The organism is Streptomyces sp. NPDC048278 (assembly GCF_040652195.1).
Taxonomy (GTDB): Bacteria; Actinomycetota; Actinomycetes; order Streptomycetales; family Streptomycetaceae; genus Streptomyces.
Genome location: NZ_JBEZLP010000002.1, coordinates 545,076 through 563,561, shown reverse-complemented (window position 1 = coordinate 563,561; position 18,486 = coordinate 545,076). Strand labels below are relative to the sequence as shown.

Sequence of the window (18,486 nt, the reverse complement as noted above, 5' to 3'; positions counted from 1 at the left end):
CTGGCGTTGACTTTTGGCACGCTGTTGAGTTCTCAAGGAACGGTCGCTTCCTTTGTACTCACCCTCTCGGGCTTTCCTCCGGGCTTCCCTTCGGTCTTGCGTTTCCGACTCTATCAGATCTTTTCTCGACCCGATTTCCTCGGTGCTTTCCAGGTTTCCGCTCTCGCGTTTCCCTTTCCGGCGGTTCCGACTCTATCAGATCCTTTCGGCGTCTGATTCCCAGTCAGCGGGTGTTGTCCTCGCGGCCGTTGGGCCGTTCCGACGTCCCAAACACTAGCGGATCCGCTCCGCGATTCCCAATCGGGCCTCTCGGTCCGACCGGACACCATTGAGCTCCGAAATCGAATTGAATTCGGGCACGCCGAAATCAACCCGGTCGGGAGATCGTGCTGGTGGTTTGGGTGCCGCTCATGCGGCGGAGTTGCTGTCGCAGAACCGTTACGGCCCCGTGGCAACTCGAAGAACATTACGGGGCGGGCAGGTGGGTGTCAACCCTCCCTGTCAAGATTTTTTCCGCGGCCCGCGCGCCCGGGCATCAGTCCAGGTCGGTGAGCCGGCCGCCGGCGTCGGGCTGGGCGTGCTCGACACGGCGGAGCAGCCGGGTGAGGACCTCGCCCAGCACCGCGCGCTCCGCCGGGGAAAGGTCCTGGAGCAGATCCTCCTCGAAGACGGAGGCGAGACGCATGGCCTCCAGCCACTTCTCGCGCCCTTCGGGGGTCAGCTCGACGATCACCCGGACGCGGTTGCATTCGTCCCTCTCCCGGGTGACGAGCCCCTCGGCGACCATCCGGTCGATGCGGTGGGTCATCGCGGCGGGGGTGAGGCCGAGGCGCTTGGCCAGTTCGCTGGGGCCCATGCGGTAGGGCCCCCCGGAGAGGACGAGGGCCTTGAGGACCTCCCACTCCGCGTTGCTGATCCCGAGGGCGCCGGTCTGGCGGCCGTAGGCGACGTTCATACGGCGGTTGAGCCGGGACAGCGCCGAGACGATCTTCTCGACCTGGGGGTCGAGGTCCTGGAACTCGCGCTGGTAGGCGGCGATCTGCTCGTCGAGCGTCGGCTCGCCGCCGGTGGTGTCGGCCATGGTCCGAAGTATCGCACGGACACGCTTGGCGTTGAAGTCCTTCGCGATGTAGTCTTTAGCTTCGAACTTTAGCTTCAAAGTCTTCAGACTTCAGCAGTCCGTCGACTTGACGACCTGAGAGAGGTGAACGTGACCAGGGCGATGGGCGCAGCGATGCGCCGGATCCACGTGGGCAACGCACTCAGCGCGTTCGGGCTCGGCTTCACCGTCCCCTACCTGTACGTCTATGTGGCGCAGGTGCGGGGGCTGGGTGCCATGACGGCGGGTGTCGTGCTCGCCGTCTTTGCCGTGGCCGCGTTGATCGTGCTGCCGTTCGCCGGCCGGGCGATCGTGCGGCGTGGCCCACTGCCGGTCCTTCTCACCGCCCTGGTGACGGCCGCCGTCGGTGCGCTGAGCCTGGGGCTGGCGGGGAGCGGTCCGGCCGTGCTGGCCGCGGCGGCGCTGCTGGGGGCCGGACAGGCCGTGATGCAGCCCGCGCTGGCGACGATGATCGTGGACTGCTCGACGGCGGAGACCCGGTCCCGGGCCTTCGCGACCCAGTTCTTCCTGCAGAACCTGGGGCTGGGCGTCGGCGGCCTCATAGGCGGCCACCTCGTCGACACGACCCGGGTCTCCTCCTTCACCCTGCTCTTCGCGATCGAGGCGGCGATGTTCCTGCTGCTGGTCGCCGTGATGGCGACGGTGCGGCTGCCGCACTCGCCGCGGATCGCGGACGCGCCGGCCGCGGCGTCGGCGAAGGGCAGCTGGAAGCAGCTGCTCGGGAACCGGGCGATGGTGCAGCTGTCCGTGCTCGGCTTCGTGCTGTTCTTCGCCTGCTACGGGCAGTTCGAGTCCGGGCTGAGCGCGTACGGCGTGGAGGCGGCGGGGATATCCACGTCCGCGCTGGGCACCGCGCTGGCCGCGAACACGCTGATGATCGTCGTCGCGCAGTTCGCCGTGCTCCGGTTCGTCGAGCGCAGGCGGCGGTCGCGGGTGATCGCCGGGGTCGGGCTGATCTGGGCCGTCGCGTGGGTCGCGGCCGGGTACGCCGGGCTGGGACACGGCAGCCAGGAGATGGCGACGGCCGCGTTCGTCTCGACGTACGCGCTGTTCGGGCTGGGTGAGGCGATGCTGTCGCCGACGGTGGCTCCGCTGGTGGCCGACCTGGCGCCGGAGGGGATGGCCGGGCAGTACAACTCGGCGTTCGCGCTGGTCAAGCAGCTGGCGTTGGCCGTGGGGCCGGCGGTGGGCGGACCGCTGGGGGCGTCGCTGCCCGCACCGTACGTCGTGACGTTCCTGCTGTTCTCGCTGGGGATCAGCGTGCTGGCAGTACGCCTCGGAAAGCGGCTCACGGAGGTACAGGACCGGCCTTGGCTCGCTGCAAGGAGCAGGGTCGTGGCGCGGGGTGGGGCTGCTTCGGAGTCCGTGTCCGCATAGTGGGGCTGGAGGGCGGGGGTGCCGCTCACCGGCGCTGGCCGGGTGCCGCCCGCGCCCACCCGTGCCGCCCTGCGGCACGCCTGCCCGCAGCTAAGGTGCCCCGCAAGGGGCGCGGGGAACTGCGCGGCCAGCCCCCACCGGGCCGCGGTGGACCGGCTGCCCGCGGCTGATGTCTTTTAGGGGCGCGGGGAACTGCGCGAGCACCCCCCGCTCACCCGCGCCCGCCCGACGGCCGCGCGCTCCCTACCCCTTCGGCAGTACGAACTCGCACCACACGGCCTTGCCGCCCCCGGGGGTCCGGCGGGACCCCCATCCGGACGCGATCGTGGCCACGATGGCGATGCCCCTGCCCGACTCGTCGCCGGGTTCCGCGCGTCTGCGGCGCGGCAGGTGGTCGTCGCCGTCCGTGACCTCGATGATCAGTCGGCGGTCGGTGCGGCGGAGCCGCAGCCGCATGGGCGGGGTGCCGTGCTGGAGGGAGTTGGCGACCAGCTCGCTGGTGGCGAGGACGCCCAGGTCGTGGAGGTCGGCCGGGAAGCGCCAGCTGGTCAGCACGCCGGAGGCGAACGCACGGGCGCGCGGCGCCGCCTCGATGCCGCCGAGGAGTTCCAGCGCGGCGTTGCGGAACAGCTCGCTGTCGGGGCCCGTACGGGCCGGATGCTGGAGGACGAGGACGGCGACGTCGTCGTAGTGGTCGGCCGTGACGCCGGCCGAGCGGACCAGGCGGTCGCAGATGACCTGGGGGGTGCCGGTGGCGCCGGCCAGTGCGTGTTCCAGGGCCGCGATGCCCTGGTCCAGGTCCTCGTCCCGGCGTTCGACCAGGCCGTCCGTGTAGAGGACGGCCGTCGAGCCGGGGCTCAGCGGCACCGAGGCGGAGGCGTGGACCCAGCCGCCGGTGCCGAGCGGCGGTCCGGTCGGTTCCTCGGTGCGCAGCACGCTGCCGTTCTCGTCGCGGACCAGGATCGGAAGGTGCCCGGCGGAGGCGTACACCAGGCGGCCCTCGTTGGGGTCGTGGACGGCGTAGACGCAGGTGGCGATCTGGTTGGGGTCGATCTCGGTGGCGAGGCCGTCGAGGAGCTGGAGGACCTCGTGCGGGGGGAGGTCGAGGCGGGCGTAGGCGCGGACCGCCGTGCGGAGCTGGCCCATGACGGCCGCCGCGCGGACGCCGCGGCCCATCACGTCGCCGATGACGAGGGCGGTGCGCCCGCCGCCGAGGGTGATGACGTCGTACCAGTCGCCGCCGACCGCGGCCTCGGTGCCGCCGGGCTGGTAGGTGGCGGCGATGCGCAGGTCGTCCGGCTGTTCGAGTTCCTGGGGGAGCAGGCTGCGCTGGAGGGTCACCGCGGTCTCGCGTTGCCGGCGTTCGCTGGCGCGCAGCCGCTCCGCGGCCTCGGCGTGGTCGGTGACGTCGGTGGCGAAGAGGAGGACGCCGCCGTCGCGGTCGCCGTTCTCGGCGACCGGGGTGCAGGTGAACGTGTAGGTGCGGCCGTCGAGCGCCTTGCGGGACTTGAGCGTGCGGGGCTTGCCGCTGCGCAGGACCTGGTCGAGCAGGGGGAGGAGGCCGAGTTCGGCGAGTTCGGGCAGGGCCTCGCGGGCGGGGGCGCCCGGGGGGCGTGCGCCGAAGGCCGTCGTATAGGCGCCGTTGACGTACGCGATGTGGTGGTCGGGGCCGTGGACGAGGGCGACCAGGGCCGGGACGTGGTCGAGGACGCCGCGGGCGGGCAGCTCGTCGACCGCGGGTACGCAGGGCGAGTCGTCGGTCAGTTGTTCGGCGCGGGCCGCGGGTACGGAGTCCCCCCGCCGGTCCGGGGAGACCGCGTGCTCGGTCCGCGCTGCGGCGCGGCGCTGCGTTCCGGGGAGCCGGGCGCTCCAGCGCGTGAAGTTCACGAAACCTTGCCTCGTGTCGTCGTCTCCGGCCGGCTCGGGGAGCGGCCGGGGGCCGGGGGAAGTCCCCCGGTGCAGTTCTGGGGAGAAGGTGGGCGGAAGCCTTGTGCTCGGTCGGGGGGCAGTCTGGCAGGGTGGCCGTCGGCGACGACATCCGTCAGACGCCGGGGCGGTCCGTGGAGTTCCTGAGTTCCGTCAGGACGACCCGTTCGAGTCGTCGGAGGGACTGTGAGGAGGCTTTCCACCGGCCGCGAGTTCGAACTCCGCTCGGGGATGTTCGAGTGATCCGAGCGAGACGATCTCCCGTTTGAAGAGCCCGGAGAGGGTCCATTCGGCGAGGACGCGGGCCTTTCGGTTGACGGTCGGCACTCTGCTCAGGTGGTAGACGCGGTGCATGAACCAGGCAGGGTAGCCCTTCAGCCTGCGCCCGTAGACCTGGGCGACGCCCTTGTGGAAACCGAGGGAGGCGACCGAGCCGACGTAGGTGTGGGCGTACGTGTCGAGGGGTTCGCCGCGCAGTGCGTGGACGATGTTGTCGCCGAGGACCCTGGCCTGGCGGACCGCGTGCTGGGCGTTGGGGGCGGTCTCGGTGCCGGGTTCGGTGGCGGTGACGTCGGGGACGGCGGCGGCGTCGCCCGCGGCCCATGCGTGGTCGACGCCGTCTACGGTCAGCTGGGGGGTGCATTTCAGCCGCCCGCGCGGGGTGAGGGGAAGGTCGGTGGCGGCGAGCACGGGGTGGGGTTTGACGCCGGCCGTCCAGACGAGGGTGCGGGTCGGGAAGCGCTGGCCGTCGCTGAGGACGGCGACGCGGTCGGCGCAGGACTCCAGGCGGGTTTCCAGCAGCACCTGGATGTTGCGGCGGCGCAGTTCGGTGACGGTGTAGCGGCCCAGCTCGGGGCCGACCTCGGGGAGGATCCGGTCGGTGGCCTCGACGAGGATCCATTTCATGTCCTCGGGCTGGACGTTGTGGTAGTACCGCGTGGCGTAGCGGGCCATGTCCTCCAGTTCGCCGAGGGCTTCCACGCCCGCGTAGCCGCCGCCGACGAAGACGAAGGTGAGGGCCGCGTCGCGGATCGCGGGGTCGCGGGTGGAGGAGGCGATGTCCATCTGCTCGATGACGTGGTTGCGCAGGCCGATGGCCTCCTCGACGGTCTTGAAGCCGATGCCGTGCTCGGCGAGACCGGGGACGGGCAGCGTGCGCGCGATCGAGCCGGGGGCGAGGACCAGTTCGTCGTACTCCAGGAAAGTGGCGCCTTTTCGCTCCTCGGCGGTGGCGAGGGTGGCTACTTCGGCGGTGCGCTTGGCGTGGTCGACGGCCGTCACCTCGCCGATGACGACATGGCACCGGTCCAGAACGCGCCGCAGGGGTACGACGACATGACGAGGGGAAATCGAACCCGCGGCCGCTTCGGGAAGGAACGGCTGGTACGTCATATAGGGGTCGGGGGTGACGACGGTGATGTCGACCTCACCCTGCCTGAGCTCCCGCTTCAGCCTCCGCTGCAGCCGCAGGGCCGTGTACATCCCGACGTAGCCGCCGCCGACAACGAGAATGCGCGCACGTTCCTTCACCATCCCATGACGCACCCGTGACTGTTGTTTGTCCACAGCCCCGGCAACTTGTGTGACCGGCGGACAGCTTTCCGGAGCATCGGGCGCACGCCCCGGGGCGGACGAAAGGGACCAGGTCAGCGGGGGCGGGCAGGGGGGCGCGAAGGCACCGAATCGGGAGGTATACGACCCGTACTCCGATCGGGGGGCGCACCGTGCGGAACGTCCCCCTTCTGAATTGACAGCCTCTCAACTATGTTCGTGTGTCGACGGGGTGCAGAGGATGTGGTCGAACGGGTCGCGACGGGCGGTCCGCCCGGCCCGCGGTCCATGGATCGGTCATGGGTCGGCCGCAGTTCCGCTCGCTCCGGCTTTCAGTGACGGGGAGAGTCTCCGGGGGGAGACGTCGTTAACCGGGGGAACACAGATGCATATTCAGGACACGCATTGGTCATCGGCTTCCGCTCTTGCGGCCGGTGGCGGAACGGTGAGCGCGGCGGCGGGCAACGGACGCGGTGACGGGCCGCGTACGACGCCGTTGCGGGTGGACGCACAGCGCAATCTGGAGCACGTGCTGCGTGCGGCACGCGAGGTCTTCGGCGAGCTGGGGTACGGCGCGCCGATGGAGGACGTGGCGCGGCGGGCGCGGGTCGGGGTCGGCACGGTCTACCGGCGCTTCCCGAGCAAGGACGTGCTGGTACGGCGGATAGCCGAGGAGGAGACCTCGCGGCTGACCGACCAGGCCCGGGCCGCGCTCGGGCAGGAGGACGAACCGTGGTCGGCGCTGTCGCGCTTCCTGCGGACGTCGGTGGCGTCGGGGGCGGGGCGGTTGCTGCCGCCGCAGGTGCTGCGGGTCGGGGTGCCGGACGAGATCGGCGGCGAGGCCGGTTCCGGGGCCGAGGAGGCCCGGGTGCCGCAGCAGCGGACGCAGCCGGCGGCCGGGGAGCTGCGGCTGGTCTCGGAGGAGCGGGAGCCGGTGGCCGGCGCCGACGACGACGCGGGGGCGACCGCGCTGCTCGACGTCGTGGGGCGCCTGGTGGAACGGGCGCGGGCGGCCGGTGAGTTGCGGCCGGACGTCTCCGTCTCCGACGTGCTGCTGGTGATCGCGACGGCGGCGCCGTCCCTGCCGGATGCTGCGCAGCAGGCGGCGGCTTCGGCGCGGTTGCTGGACATCTTGCTGGAGGGGTTGCGGTCCCGGCAGTGAGCATGCTCGCGAAGGCCGTGGGCGGGTGCGGGTCGACTGTGGCTGGTCGCGCAGTTCCCCGCGCCCCTTACGCGGCGCGGGGCTGCAGTCCGGGGGGTTTCCTCTTCCGGGTGACCGTTTCGTCGCTCGGGGGCCTCGGTAAAAGGCGGTGTGGCAGTCTGAGCCGGTGAATCGGTCGGTTCGGGCAGGCATCGGGGGCCTCCGCGATGAGCGTTGACGGGTGGGACGAGTCCCTCGGTGAGGGGACGACCTCGCCGCAGGTGCCGAGCCAGGGCGGGCGGGCCGCCGTGCCGCCGGACGCGGAACCGCCGGAGGGGAACGTTCCGGCACAGCGCCACGGGAGCGTCCTGCCGCCGCCCCGGGAACTGCCGCATCCCGACAGCCAGTTGATCGAGCGGATGCGGGCCGGCGACGACTCGGCGTACGAGGCGCTGTACCGGCGGCACGCGGACGCGGTGCGGCGCTATGCGCGCACCTGCTGCCGGGACGGGCACACCGCCGACGACCTCACCGCCGAGGTGTTCGCCCGCATGCTGCAGGCGGTGCGCGGCGGGTCCGGGCCCGAGTACGCCGTGCGCGCCTACCTGCTCACCTCCGTACGCCGGGTCGCCGCGCAGTGGATCAAGTCGGCCCGGCGCGAGCAACTCGTCGACGACTTCGCGCTGTTCGCGGCGCATGCCGGGCGCGGCTCCGAGGTGTCGGACGACGACACTCTGGACCTCGGCGCCGATGTGCGCGCGATGCACGAGGCCGAGCAGTCGATGGCGATGCAGGCCTTCCGTTCGCTGCCGGAGCGCTGGCAGGCCGTGCTGTGGCACACCGAGGTCGAGGACGAGTCGCCGAGCGAGGTGGCCGTCCTCTTCGGGCTGGACGCCAACGGCACCCGGGTCCTCGCCAGCCGGGCCCGTGAGGGCCTCAAGCAGGCCTACCTCCAGGCCCATGTGAGCGCCGCCCTCGTCGACGACGAGGAGTGCGCCCGCTACGCCGACCAGCTCGGCGGCTACGCCCGCCGCAAGCTGCGGGTCCGCGCCGAGCGGGGGCTGCGCAAGCACCTGGAGGAGTGCGCCAGGTGCCGGCTGGCCGCCGCCCAGATCGAGGAGGTCGCGAGCGGTATCCCGGCCGTCGTACCGGTCGCGGTCATCGGCTGGTTCGGGGCCGCCGGGTACGCCAAGGCGCTCGGGATCGTCGCCGGAGGCGCCGGGGTGGGGGCCGCGGGTGCAGCCGCCGCGGCGAGCGGCTCGTCCGGCGGGGCGGGCGGCGGGGCCGGGGGCGCCGCGGCCTCGGAGGGGCTCGCGGGGCCGGTGAAGGCCGGTATCGCCGCCGGAGTGGTGGCCGCGGCGATCGCCGTGGTGGCCCTCGCCCTGACGAACGACAGCCACCCGGTCAAGGAGGCCCTGAAACCCAGCCCGTCCGCGCCGGCCGCGCAGCCCGAGGCACCGACGCCCACTCCGACGAAGAGGAAACCGGCGCCCGTGCCGGTCGTCCTCGCCCCCGAGCCGGCCCCGACCCCCTCTCCGACGCCGACCCCGAGCCCGCGGCCCGCTCCCAGCCCGAAGGCGTCCCCCACCCCGACCCCCACGCCCACCCCGCCGAAACCGACCCCCACCCCCACACCGACGCCCACCCCGCCGCCCGCCCCGGTCGTCTACCAGTGGAGCGAGCTGCGCTTCGACGTCACTGGCGACGGCACCCAGCCCGAGATGCGGCTCCGCGACAGCAGCTGGGTGTGGCAGCGGTACGGCGTGACGGTCGCCGACAAGGAGTACGCGCACGGCGTCACCGTGCACGGCCGGTCCTCCGTCACCATCGACCTCAACCGGCAGTGCACCGCCTACGACGCGCTGGCCGGCGTCGACGACATGACCCTCGGCCTCGGCGAGGTCACCTTCGCCGTCTACGCGGACGGGGTGCCGCTGTGGCGGTCCGGGGTCGTCGGGGGCGGACAGGACGCCGTGCCCGTCCATGTGGACCTCACCGGGCGCAGGACCGTCCGCCTGGTCGTCGAACCGCGGAGCGCCTTCGACTCGGTGGCGCTCGCCGACTGGGCCGAGTCGAAGTTCACGTGCCGGTAGCGGCCGTCGGAGCCGTCGGAGTTCCGCACAGCTCGCGCAGGGCGTCCTCCTCGGTGAGGGAGGCGCCGCGCGAGCGCTCGGCCGCGTAGCGCCGCGGGGTCAGCGTCGCCCGGGCGGCGGCGTCGACCTCCTCGGCGCGGCTGCGCTCCGGCTCGGGGCGGCTGCTCCCGGCGCGCCAGTGGTCGGCGGCGGCGTACAGCCGTACCGCACCGGCCAGATCACCGAGCCGGGCCAGCAGGTCGGCGCCGACGTCGACCAGCGCCGCCGTGATCACCTCGGCGCACCGGTGCTCGACCGCCTCGCGCAGCCCTTCGGCCACGACCGGCAGGGCCTGTGCGGGGCCCTGTTCCAACGCGGTGAGCATGGCGTCGACGGCGTGGATCGCGGCCATGAACTGCGGGGGCGCGGAGCCGGCCGACGTCATGGCGCTGGCGGTCTCGTAGTGCTCGCGCGCCCGGGCCTGGTCCCCGTCGTAGTGGGCCAGGATCGCCCGCAGCACCGCCACGTACGCCTTCGACTCCGCCACCCCGTACCGGTCCGCGGCCTCACCGGCCCGGTCGAGGGTGGTCCGGGCACCCGCCCGGTCGCCGGAGCGGAAGGCGATCTCGGCGAGCCGCGCGAGCAGGAACGGCGTCTCCGCGTGCGCGCCGACCTCGTGGGCGAGCCGCAGCCCCTCCCGGTACTCGCCCTCCGCCGCCGCGAACCGCCCTCGCGCCATGTCCGCCTCGCCGGCCGCGCTGCACACCTGGGCCCCCATCCAGCGGTCCCCGACCCGCCGGCTGAGGGCGCGCAGCTCGGCCAGGTCCTCGTCGACGCCCCGCAGGTTGCCGGGTGAGTCGACCATGATGTGGGTGCGGTACATCAGGGTGACGCCGACCTCCCAGTCACCGCCGTACTCCCGGCAGTTGGCGACCACGGCGGACATGTCCGGGGCGATGTCCACGGCGGGGCCGCCCAGGGTCCACGCGGTGAGCGGCCAGATGATGCCCGGCATCCGGGCGGCCCGGGGACCGCCGGGCTCGAAGGCGGCCCGGACGAGCGCGACGTACCGCGGGGTCCGCCGGTCCGCCGCCAGGTCCGGCTGACCGGACTCGGACACCAGGAACAGGTCGAGCATCCTGAGGTCCATGCGCAGTTCGTGCAGCGGGTGCGCGGCCTGCGCGTCGGGGTCGGCCAGCAGCGCCTCCACAGGGTCCGCCGCGTCGGCGAGCGCGCGCAGCTCGTCCGGGTCGGCGTCCTCGGGCAGGGCGTCCCGGGCGGCGCCCAGTCGCAGTACCGCGCGCACCGAGGCCGTCGCCTCCTGGCGGTAGTTGCGCAGCCACCAGAACCAGCCGACGGCGAGGACGATCCTGCCCGCCCGCACCTCGTCGCCCGCGCGGACCGCCCGGTCGAGAGCGGCGCGGATGTTGTCGAGGTCGGTCTCCAGGCGGCGGATCCAGGGCAGCTGCTCCCCGGAGCGCAGTCTCGGCTCCGCCTCCTCGACGAGCGCGCACACCCATGCGCCGTGCCGCCGCTCGGCTTCCGCGCGCAGCCCGGGGACCTCGGCGGCGCGCTCGACGGCGTACTCGTGGATGGTCTCCAGCATCCGGTAGCGCATACCGCCGGTGCCGTCCGCGCCGTCCGGGGCGGCGACGATCAGGGACTTGTCGACGAGCGCGCCGACGACGTCGGCGGCAGGTCCGGTGCAGACGGCCTCCGCCGCCATGAGGTCCCAGCCGCCGGCGAAGACGGACACCTCGCGCAGCATCGTCCGCTCCCGCTCGTCGAGCAGGTCCCAGGACCAGTCGACGACCGCGCGCAGGGTCTGCTGACGGGGCAGGACCGTGCGGCTGCCGGCGGTGAGCAGGCGGAAGCGGTCGTCGAGCCGGTCGGCGATCTGCCGGGGCGTCAGCAGCCGCAGCCGGGCCGCCGCGAGCTCGATCGCGAGGGGCAGTCCGTCCAGGCGCCGGCAGATCTCGTCGACGGCCGCCGAGTCGCCCGGCGCGGCGCCCGTCCCCGCCCCCGTCCCGGGGCGGACGGCGGCGGCGCGCTCCTCGAAGAGGCGGTGTGCCTGCTCGGGGGCGAGGGGTTCGACCGGGCGCACCGACTCGCCCGGGACGCCGAGGGGTTCACGGCTGGTGGCGAGGACCGTGAGCCCCGGGCAGTGGGTGAGCAGGGTCTCGGCGAGGGCGGCTGCCGCTTCGATGACATGTTCGCAGTTGTCAAGGATCAGGAGTTGGCTGCGCGGGGCGCAGTACTCGACGAGCAGGGCCGTGGGGTCGGTCTGCACCGTCGCCAGCTCGTTGGTCATGAGCACGGTCTCGCGCAGACCGAGCGCGCTGACCACCGCGCCTGGCACCGCCTCGGGCCGGTCGAGCGGGGCGAGCTCGACGAGCCATGCCTGCGGGAGTCCGGCGGCGGCCTCCTCGGCGAGACGGGTCTTTCCGGAGCCGCCCGGTCCGGTGAGGGTGACGAGACGGGCCCTGTGCAATTCGGAACGAACGGCTTCGAGCTCGGGTTCCCGGCCCACGAAAGAGGTAAGCCGCGGACGGAGGTTGCCGGTGCGGGGCGGGGGCCCCGGCAGCGGGGTTGTCTCCTGCGTGAGCAACGACGCGTGCAGGGCTTGGAGTTCCGGGCCGGGGTCGGTGCCGAGGCCTTCGGCGAGGGTGCGGCGGGCGGTCCCGTACGCGGCGAGGGCGTCCGCCGGGCGGCCGGTGTCGCGCAGGGCGCGGATGAGCAGGGCGTGCAGCGGCTCGTCGTACGGGTGGGCCGTGGTGAGTTCGGTCAGCTCCGGTACGGCGTCGGCGGCCCGGCCGAGGCGGAGCGCGGCGGCGGCGCGGGCGCGGGTGGCTTCCAGCCGGAGCGCCTCCGGGCGGGCGGCGGCCGACGCGCGGTCGGGGAGGTCGGCGAGCACGGGGCCGCGCCAGAGGTCGAGGGCCGCGGTGAGGAGGCGGTGGGCGGTCGCCGGGTCGCCGTCGGCCAGGGCCCGGGTGCCTTCGTGTACCTGCCGCTCGAAGACGTGCAGGTCGACGTCGTCCTCGGCCGCCGCCAGGCGGTAGCCGCCGGGGGTGGAGGTGATGCTGCCCCTGCCGAGGGCTCTGCGGAGCCGGCCGACGAGGGCCTGGAGGGCGGCCGGGGCGTCCTGGGGCGGGGCGTCGTCCGCCGCCCAGATCTCCTCGATGAGCGTCTCGGGGGTGAGGGTGCGGGTGGGGTGGAGGGCGAGGACGGTGAGCAGTGCGCGGAGGCGGGGGCCGCCGACGGGTATGGGCGTGCCCTGGTCGTCGCTGGCTTGGGCCACGCCCAGGATTCGGTACCGCACGAGGTCATTGTCACCGGGGGCGGCTTTCAACGCCGAGGGTTTCCCTGGCACCCGGCGTGGGTGCCGGGGGGCCGGCCGCTCACCGGCGCTGCCCGGGTGCCGGGGGGACGCTCACCGGCGCTGGCCGGGTGCCGCCTGCGCCCACCCGTGCCGCCCTGCGGCACGCCTGCCCGCAGCCAAGAAGCCCCGCAAGGGGCGCGGGGAACTGCGCGACAAGCCCCCACCGGTCCGCAGCCGAAACACAGGGGCCGCACCCCCGGAGGGTCACGCCCCCGACGCCAGGGCACCCCGCATCGGCCGTATCCCCGCGGGTACCGCCCGTGCGCGGGCCGGTGTTCCCGTCCAGCAGGTGCCTCGGCGGGAGAGGAGGCGGCGCAGCCACAGCTCCAGGGAGACCAGGTCGGCCAGGCCGTCCAGCGGCAGCGGCTCCCCCGCGGCGGCCGAGCGCAGCGCCTTGCGGACCACCCGCGCCTCCACCAGCCCCGCCTGCGCCAGCAGCGGCGTCGAGAAGAGGGAGATCAGGTCGTCGGCCGCCACGCGCAGCCCCGTGCGGGTGGCGGCGGCCGAGGACGCGTGGGAGGGGGCGCCCCAGCCCGGCGGGAGGTCGGTGACGCCTGCGCCCTCCAGGACCGTACGGAGGATCGCCGCGCGGGCGCCCGGCTGGACGCGCAGTGCCTCGGGGAGTTCGCGGCAGGCGCGGACCACCTGGTTGTCGAGGAAAGGCGTGTGGAGGCGCTGGGAGCGGATCTCGGCCGCCTGTTCCAGGACGCGGATGTCGGCCGCGTGCCGGGCCAGCACGGCACGCGCGCGGTAGTCTCCGGGGCGTTGCCCGGGGCCGACGCCGGAGCGGTTCGCCGACCCCTGGAGCAGAACCGATACTTCAGCGAGGGCCTCCCCGGTCAGCCAGCGGGCCGCCGGGCCCGGTCTCGCCCAGGTGAGTGCCGCGAGGGACGCGCCCACCGCGCCTCCGGGGTCGTCGAACCGGCGCCGCAGCAGGCGCTCGGCGAGCGACTCGACGCCCGCGCGGTACGGCGTACGCGCCAGGCGGCGGGCCGCGCCGTACACGCGCGCGGGGACCATCACGGAGCCGTCGGCCTTGGCGAGCGCGGCGACCGGGCGGACGAGGTGGCGGCGCTTGCGGTCCATCAGCAGGTCGGCGAGGCGCGCGGGGTGGGCGTCGAGGACCTGGCGGGCGCCGTAGCCGGTGAAGTGGTCGGCGCTGCCCGCGGCGAGCCGGGCGCGGTGCCGGGCCGCGGAGATCAGGGACGGGCCCGGTTCGTCGGTGAGGGGGCCGTCCAGGTCGGCGTAGGGCAGCATCTCCTCGCCGCCGGTGACCACCACGTGGTGCAGGCGCGGGTTGGCGGCGAGGGTGCCCGCGCGCTGGACTTCGGCCTCACGGCCACCGACGGCCAGGTCGTTGAAGGTGACGGCGAGGAGCCGCTCGCCGGCGCCGGTGCCGTGGCCGAGGACCGTGCCGGGCATGCCGGGCAGGCCCGCGGCCAGCAGGGCCAGCGTCCCCGACGCCGGGCCGCCGGAGAGGTCGGCGCCGATGCCCGGAACCGGCATCCCGCGCGCCGCGCGCCGTTCGGCGGGACCCATTCCGGGCACCGGACCAGGGTCGATGTCCGGGACGTGCCGGGGCGCCGACAGCCGCGCGCGTACCGCCTCTACGAGCGCGTCCCGTACGGCGTCCACCGCGCGGTCCGGGTCGGCGGAGGGTGCCGCGACCGCGAGCGAGGCGACCTGCTCGTACCCGGCCACCTCGCGCGCCCCGGTGCGCAGGATCAGCGCATGCCCCGGCGGAATGCGCCGCACGCCCTCGTACGGGGTCGAGTCGTGCAGCGCGGCCGGCACGTCGGGGGCGGCCAGGAGGGCTGCCAGATGGCCGTAGTCGAGGTTGGCCTCGATGAGGTCGGCGAGCGGGAGCGCGGCCGTGGCGTAGGCCGTACCGCCTGCCCAGGCGCTGTGGAAGACCGGGCGGACGCCCGCGAGGTCGCCGCAGACGGTGACCCGGCGGCCGACCTGGACGACGGCGGTGTAGCTGCCGGGCCAGGCGGTCAGATGGCGGAGTGCGCCCCCGCGCGCCGTGAAGAGGCCGAGGCGCAGTTCCTCGTCGGTGGCGCCGCAGGTGCCGAGGACGGCGATGCGGTTCTGCGCGTCGGCCTTGATGACGCGGACCTCGTCGGGGCGCCAGTCGCCGACCGCCCAGAGCGGGTCGGGGTCGCCCCACAGCAGCTGGGAGCCGACGGGGTGGACGGTCTCGCCGTCGTAGCCCATGGCACCGGCAGAGCCGATCGTGGCGGCACCGGAGATGGTGCTGCTCCATCCCACCAACCACCGCATCGACGCCTCCACAGGCTGTGGACAACCATGCACGGTACGAACCGGGTCCCCATGCTGCCATGAAGGACGCGGTCAGGAGGGACGGTGGGGCCGCCTTTGATCCCTGGAAGATTTCCCGTGGTTGCCGTGGAGTTGCCGCAGGACGGGCCACACGCGCGTGCCCGTGGAAGAGTGGCGGCGGGAGCCGGCCGCCGTACGGCACCGGGCGACCTCGACGCGAATGCGCCCCCTGTACGCTCCCCAAAAACGCCGTTCACGCCCTCAATTGCCGTGGTAGGAGCGTTGGGTCGCCGAAAAAGGTGGGGTCGATTTTCGGCCAAATCGGCGACGGCGGCGCGGACTTGCGCACGCTCCGTACATGCTTTGCGCAGCACACGCGCGCGTGCTCGGACACGCACAGTCCGGGAGGCGGGCATCGCCTCCCGGACCGGTCCGCCACCCGCGGGGATGAAGGTGGCGGTGTCCCCCAGCCCACTGGATCCAGTACAGCGGGCCGACCCACGCACTAGCCATGGAATCGCTCCCCCGTTGGCCGGAGAAGAGCGCACGGGCGGGCGCACGGCCACACGGCGGGGGCACGCCGCGACAGGCCGTGCACGGTGCGTATATGGGCCGCACTCGCGTACGGACCACAATCCCGCCATCCGGAACAATGCCCCTTAACGCTTGGGATGCGGCGAACTACGCTGGGTTTACGAATGCCGCGTGGTTATGCCAGCGCGGCAGCCGTCTGTGTCGAGGGGTGGCGCATGTCCAGGGAGCAACGCGGGCCGAACGAAAAGCTCGGCGCCGTTCTCGCCCTCGCGGGAATCAGCAACGCAGGACTCGCGCGACGCGTCAACGATCTTGGCGCTCAACGCGGGTTGACTCTTCGCTACGACAAGACGTCGGTGGCGCGCTGGGTGTCGAAGGGCATGGTGCCGCAGGGCGCCGCGCCACACCTCATCGCCGCCGCGATAGGCCAGAAGCTCGGCCGCCCGGTGCCGCTCCACGAGATCGGCCTGGCGGACGCGGATCCCGCCCCCGAAGTGGGCCTCGCCTTCCCCCGGGACGTCGGCCAGGCGGTGCGCTCGGCGACCGAGCTGTACCGGCTCGACCTCGCCGGCCGCCGGGCCGGTGCCGGCGGCATCTGGCAGTCGCTGGCCGGTTCGTTCGCAGTAAGCGCATACGCAACGCCCGCCTCGCGGTGGCTGATAACCCCCGCCGACAGCTCGGTCGCGCGCGAGGCGAACGCCATGGACGGCGCGGGCGCAGCGCTCAAAGTCGGCCACAGCGACGTGCAGAAGCTGCGGGAGGCCGCCGAGGACGCCCGGCGCTGGGACTCCAAGTACGGCGGCGGCGACTGGCGTTCGTCGATGGTGCCGGAGTGCTTACGAGTCGAGGCGGCACCGCTGCTGCTCGGCGCGTACTCCGACGAAGTCGGGCGGGCGCTGTTCGGGGCGAGTGCCGAACTGACGCGGCTGGCCGGGTGGATGGCCTTCGACACCGGACAGCAGGAGGCCGCGCAGCGGTACTACATCCAGGCGCTGCGGCTCGCCCGCGCGGCGGCCGACGTCCCGCTCGGCGGGTACGTCCTGGCATCGATGTCCCTGCAGGCGACGTACCGGGGCTTCGGCGACGAGGGCGTCGACCTCGCGCAGGCCGCCGTGGAGCGGAACCGGGGGCTGGCGACCGCGCGCACCATGAGCTTCTTCCGGCTGGTCGAGGCGCGGGCACACGCGCGTGCCGGTGACGCGCAGGCCGCGGGGGCCGCGCTGAAGGCGGCGGAGGGCTGGCTGGAACGGGCGCGGGAGGGGGACAACGATCCCTCCTGGCTCGGTTTCTACGGCTACGACCGGTTCGCCGCGGACGCGGCCGAGTGCTACCGGGACCTGAAGGCGCCGCGGCAGGTGCGGCGCTTCACGGAGCAGGCGCTGTCCAAGCCGACCGAGGAATTCGTGCGGTCGCACGGGCTGCGGCTGGTCGTGTCCGCCGTCGCGGAGCTGGAGTCGGGGAACCTCGACGCGGCCTGCGAGCAGGGGGTGCGGGCCGTGGAGGTGGCCGGGCGGATATCGTCCGCGCGGACCACGGAGTACGTGAAGGATCTGCTGCACCGGCTGGAGCCGTACGGGGACGAGCCGCGGGTGGTGGAGCTGCGGGAGCGGGCGAGGCCGTTGTTGATGGCGCCGGCGTGACGGGCGCCCGCTCGTCTGCCGGGTCCTGTCCGGTCGGCGGGTGCGGGTGCGTCGTGGTTGCTCGCGCCCACGCGGCGGTAGCCGCATATCGAATACGGCCCCGCGCCCCTTGCGGGGCGCTTCACCGCCCGTGCGTTTGAAGTGGATGTCAGTGGCGCAGTGCACTATCGAGGGTGGGAGGTGGTGCAGGTGCGGGCCGGGACTGGTTACGACTGTGACGTGCTCGTCGTCGGGGGTGGCATCGTCGGGCTGTCCACCGCGTACGCGGTCACCCGTGCCGCGCCCGGGACCCGGGTCACCGTGCTGGAGAAGGAGGCCGGTCCTGCGAGGCACCAGACGGGGCGGAACAGCGGGGTCATCCACAGCGGGGTCTACTACCGGCCCGGGTCGCTGAAGGCGCGGTACGCCGTCAAGGGCGGCGCGGAGATGGTCAAGTTCTGCGCGGAGTACGGCATCGCGCACGCCGTCACCGGCAAGCTGATCGTCGCCACCGAGCGGGCGGAGCTGCCCCGGCTGCACGCGCTCGTGCAGCGCGGCCGGGAGAACGGCATACCGGTGCGCGAGCTCGGGGCCGCCCAGATCGGCGAGTACGAGCCGGAGGTGCGCGGGCTCGCCGCCATACACGTCGGGACGACCGGGGTGGCCGACTTCGTGGGCGTCGCCCGGCAGCTCGGGGAGGCCTCGGGGGCAGAGATCCGGTACGGCGCCCGGGTGGTCCGCGTGGACCGGCGCCCGGAGCGGGGCGTGGCGGTGCTCACCTCGCGCGGGGACGTCGTACGCGCACGCGTGCTGGTCAACTGCGCCGGGCTGTACTGCGACGAGGTCGCGCGGCTGACCGGGGACGAGCCGGGGATGCGGATCGTGCCGTTCCGCGGGGAGTACTACGAGCTGGCGCGGCCGGAGCTGGTGCGGGGGCTGGTGTACCCGGTGCCGGACCCGGCGTTCCCGTTCCTCGGGGTGCACCTCACCCGCGGGATCGACGGCGGCGTCCACATCGGGCCCAACGCGGTCCCGGCGCTGGCCCGGGAGGGCTACGCGTGGGACGTCGTACGGCCGCGGGAGATCGCCGGGACGCTGGCCTGGCCGGGGTCCTGGACGCTGGCCAGGCGGCACTGGCGGTACGGGGGCGGGGAGCTGCTCCGGTCGGTGTCGAAGAAGGCGTTCACGAAGGCCGTACGGCGGCTGCTGCCCGCCGCGGAGGAGGGGGACCTGGTGCGGACCGCCGCGGGGGTGCGGGCGCAGGCCGTGCTGCGGGACGGGACGCTCGTCGACGACTTCCTGATCAAGGAGGGGCCGCGCGCGGTCCATGTGCTGAACGCGCCCTCGCCCGCGGCGACCGCCTCGCTGCCGATCGGGCGGGAGGTGGCCCGCAGGGCGCTGGCGACGCTGGGCTCGGTGTGACCCCGTCGGCCGTCCGCGGGGGCCGTAAAATCGACGCACTGTGTCTGACTCCCGCAACGCCT

General features: G+C 73.6%; 11 protein-coding genes. 6 read left to right on the top strand and 5 right to left on the bottom strand.

The annotated features are described in order from the left end of the window. Positions 1 to 216: hypothetical protein (locus tag AB0D74_RS06145; RefSeq protein ID WP_352094450.1), on the top strand; the 216-nt coding region annotated here is incomplete at its 5' end. A 319-nt stretch (positions 217 to 535) separates the two neighbouring features. Here AB0D74_RS06145 and AB0D74_RS06140 read toward each other — a convergent pair. Beyond that, a complete protein-coding gene (locus AB0D74_RS06140) occupies positions 536 to 1,081 on the bottom strand; it encodes a MarR family transcriptional regulator (protein WP_362580979.1) in 546 nt (181 codons plus the stop codon). Between the two features lie 141 nt (positions 1,082 to 1,222). Between AB0D74_RS06140 and AB0D74_RS06135 the strand changes: the two genes are divergently transcribed. Further along, positions 1,223 to 2,497 (top strand): MFS transporter, encoded by a 1,275-nt coding sequence (locus tag AB0D74_RS06135; protein WP_362581030.1) that lies wholly within the window; start codon positions 1,223 to 1,225, stop codon positions 2,495 to 2,497. A gap of 243 nt (positions 2,498 to 2,740) precedes the next feature. Here the strand turns inward: AB0D74_RS06135 and AB0D74_RS06130 are convergent, their stop codons facing one another. Continuing rightward, positions 2,741 to 4,384, bottom strand: a complete 1,644-nt coding sequence (locus AB0D74_RS06130) for a SpoIIE family protein phosphatase (protein WP_362580977.1) — start codon at positions 4,382 to 4,384, stop codon at positions 2,741 to 2,743. Between the two features lie 192 nt (positions 4,385 to 4,576). Beyond that, complete coding sequence (locus tag AB0D74_RS06125) at positions 4,577 to 5,956, bottom strand: NAD(P)/FAD-dependent oxidoreductase (protein WP_362580975.1); 1,380 nt, start codon at positions 5,954 to 5,956, stop codon at positions 4,577 to 4,579. Between the two features lie 403 nt (positions 5,957 to 6,359). Here AB0D74_RS06125 and AB0D74_RS06120 point away from each other — a divergent pair, with 403 nt between their 5' ends. Both AB0D74_RS06120 and AB0D74_RS06115 read left to right on the top strand, forming a co-directional pair. Continuing rightward, the gene (locus AB0D74_RS06120; RefSeq protein WP_362580973.1) at positions 6,360 to 7,136 is read left to right on the top strand and encodes a helix-turn-helix domain-containing protein; all 777 of its coding nucleotides are present in this window, start codon (positions 6,360 to 6,362) and stop codon (positions 7,134 to 7,136) included. Positions 7,137 to 7,342: 206 nt separating this feature from the next. Beyond that, positions 7,343 to 9,208, top strand: a complete 1,866-nt coding sequence (locus tag AB0D74_RS06115) for a sigma-70 family RNA polymerase sigma factor (RefSeq protein ID WP_362580971.1) — start codon at positions 7,343 to 7,345, stop codon at positions 9,206 to 9,208. On the opposite strand, the gene AB0D74_RS06110 is transcribed toward AB0D74_RS06115, so the two are convergent. Both AB0D74_RS06110 and AB0D74_RS06105 read right to left on the bottom strand, forming a co-directional pair. Further along, a complete protein-coding gene (locus AB0D74_RS06110; RefSeq protein WP_362580969.1) occupies positions 9,195 to 12,506 on the bottom strand; it encodes a BTAD domain-containing putative transcriptional regulator in 3,312 nt (1,103 codons plus the stop codon). The genes AB0D74_RS06115 and AB0D74_RS06110 overlap by 14 nt on opposite strands. A gap of 264 nt (positions 12,507 to 12,770) precedes the next feature. After that, a complete protein-coding gene (locus AB0D74_RS06105; protein ID WP_362580967.1) occupies positions 12,771 to 14,849 on the bottom strand; it encodes an asparagine synthase-related protein in 2,079 nt (692 codons plus the stop codon). Between the two features lie 749 nt (positions 14,850 to 15,598). Here AB0D74_RS06105 and AB0D74_RS06100 point away from each other — a divergent pair. Both AB0D74_RS06100 and lhgO read left to right on the top strand, forming a co-directional pair. Continuing rightward, complete coding sequence (locus AB0D74_RS06100) at positions 15,599 to 17,023, top strand: MFS transporter (protein ID WP_362580965.1); 1,425 nt, start codon at positions 15,599 to 15,601, stop codon at positions 17,021 to 17,023. Between the two features lie 180 nt (positions 17,024 to 17,203). After that, positions 17,204 to 18,424: an L-2-hydroxyglutarate oxidase gene (gene lhgO / locus AB0D74_RS06095; protein WP_362581028.1), complete on the top strand. Its 1,221-nt coding sequence runs from the start codon at positions 17,204 to 17,206 to the stop codon at positions 18,422 to 18,424. The last annotated feature ends 62 nt before the right edge of the window (positions 18,425 to 18,486 follow it).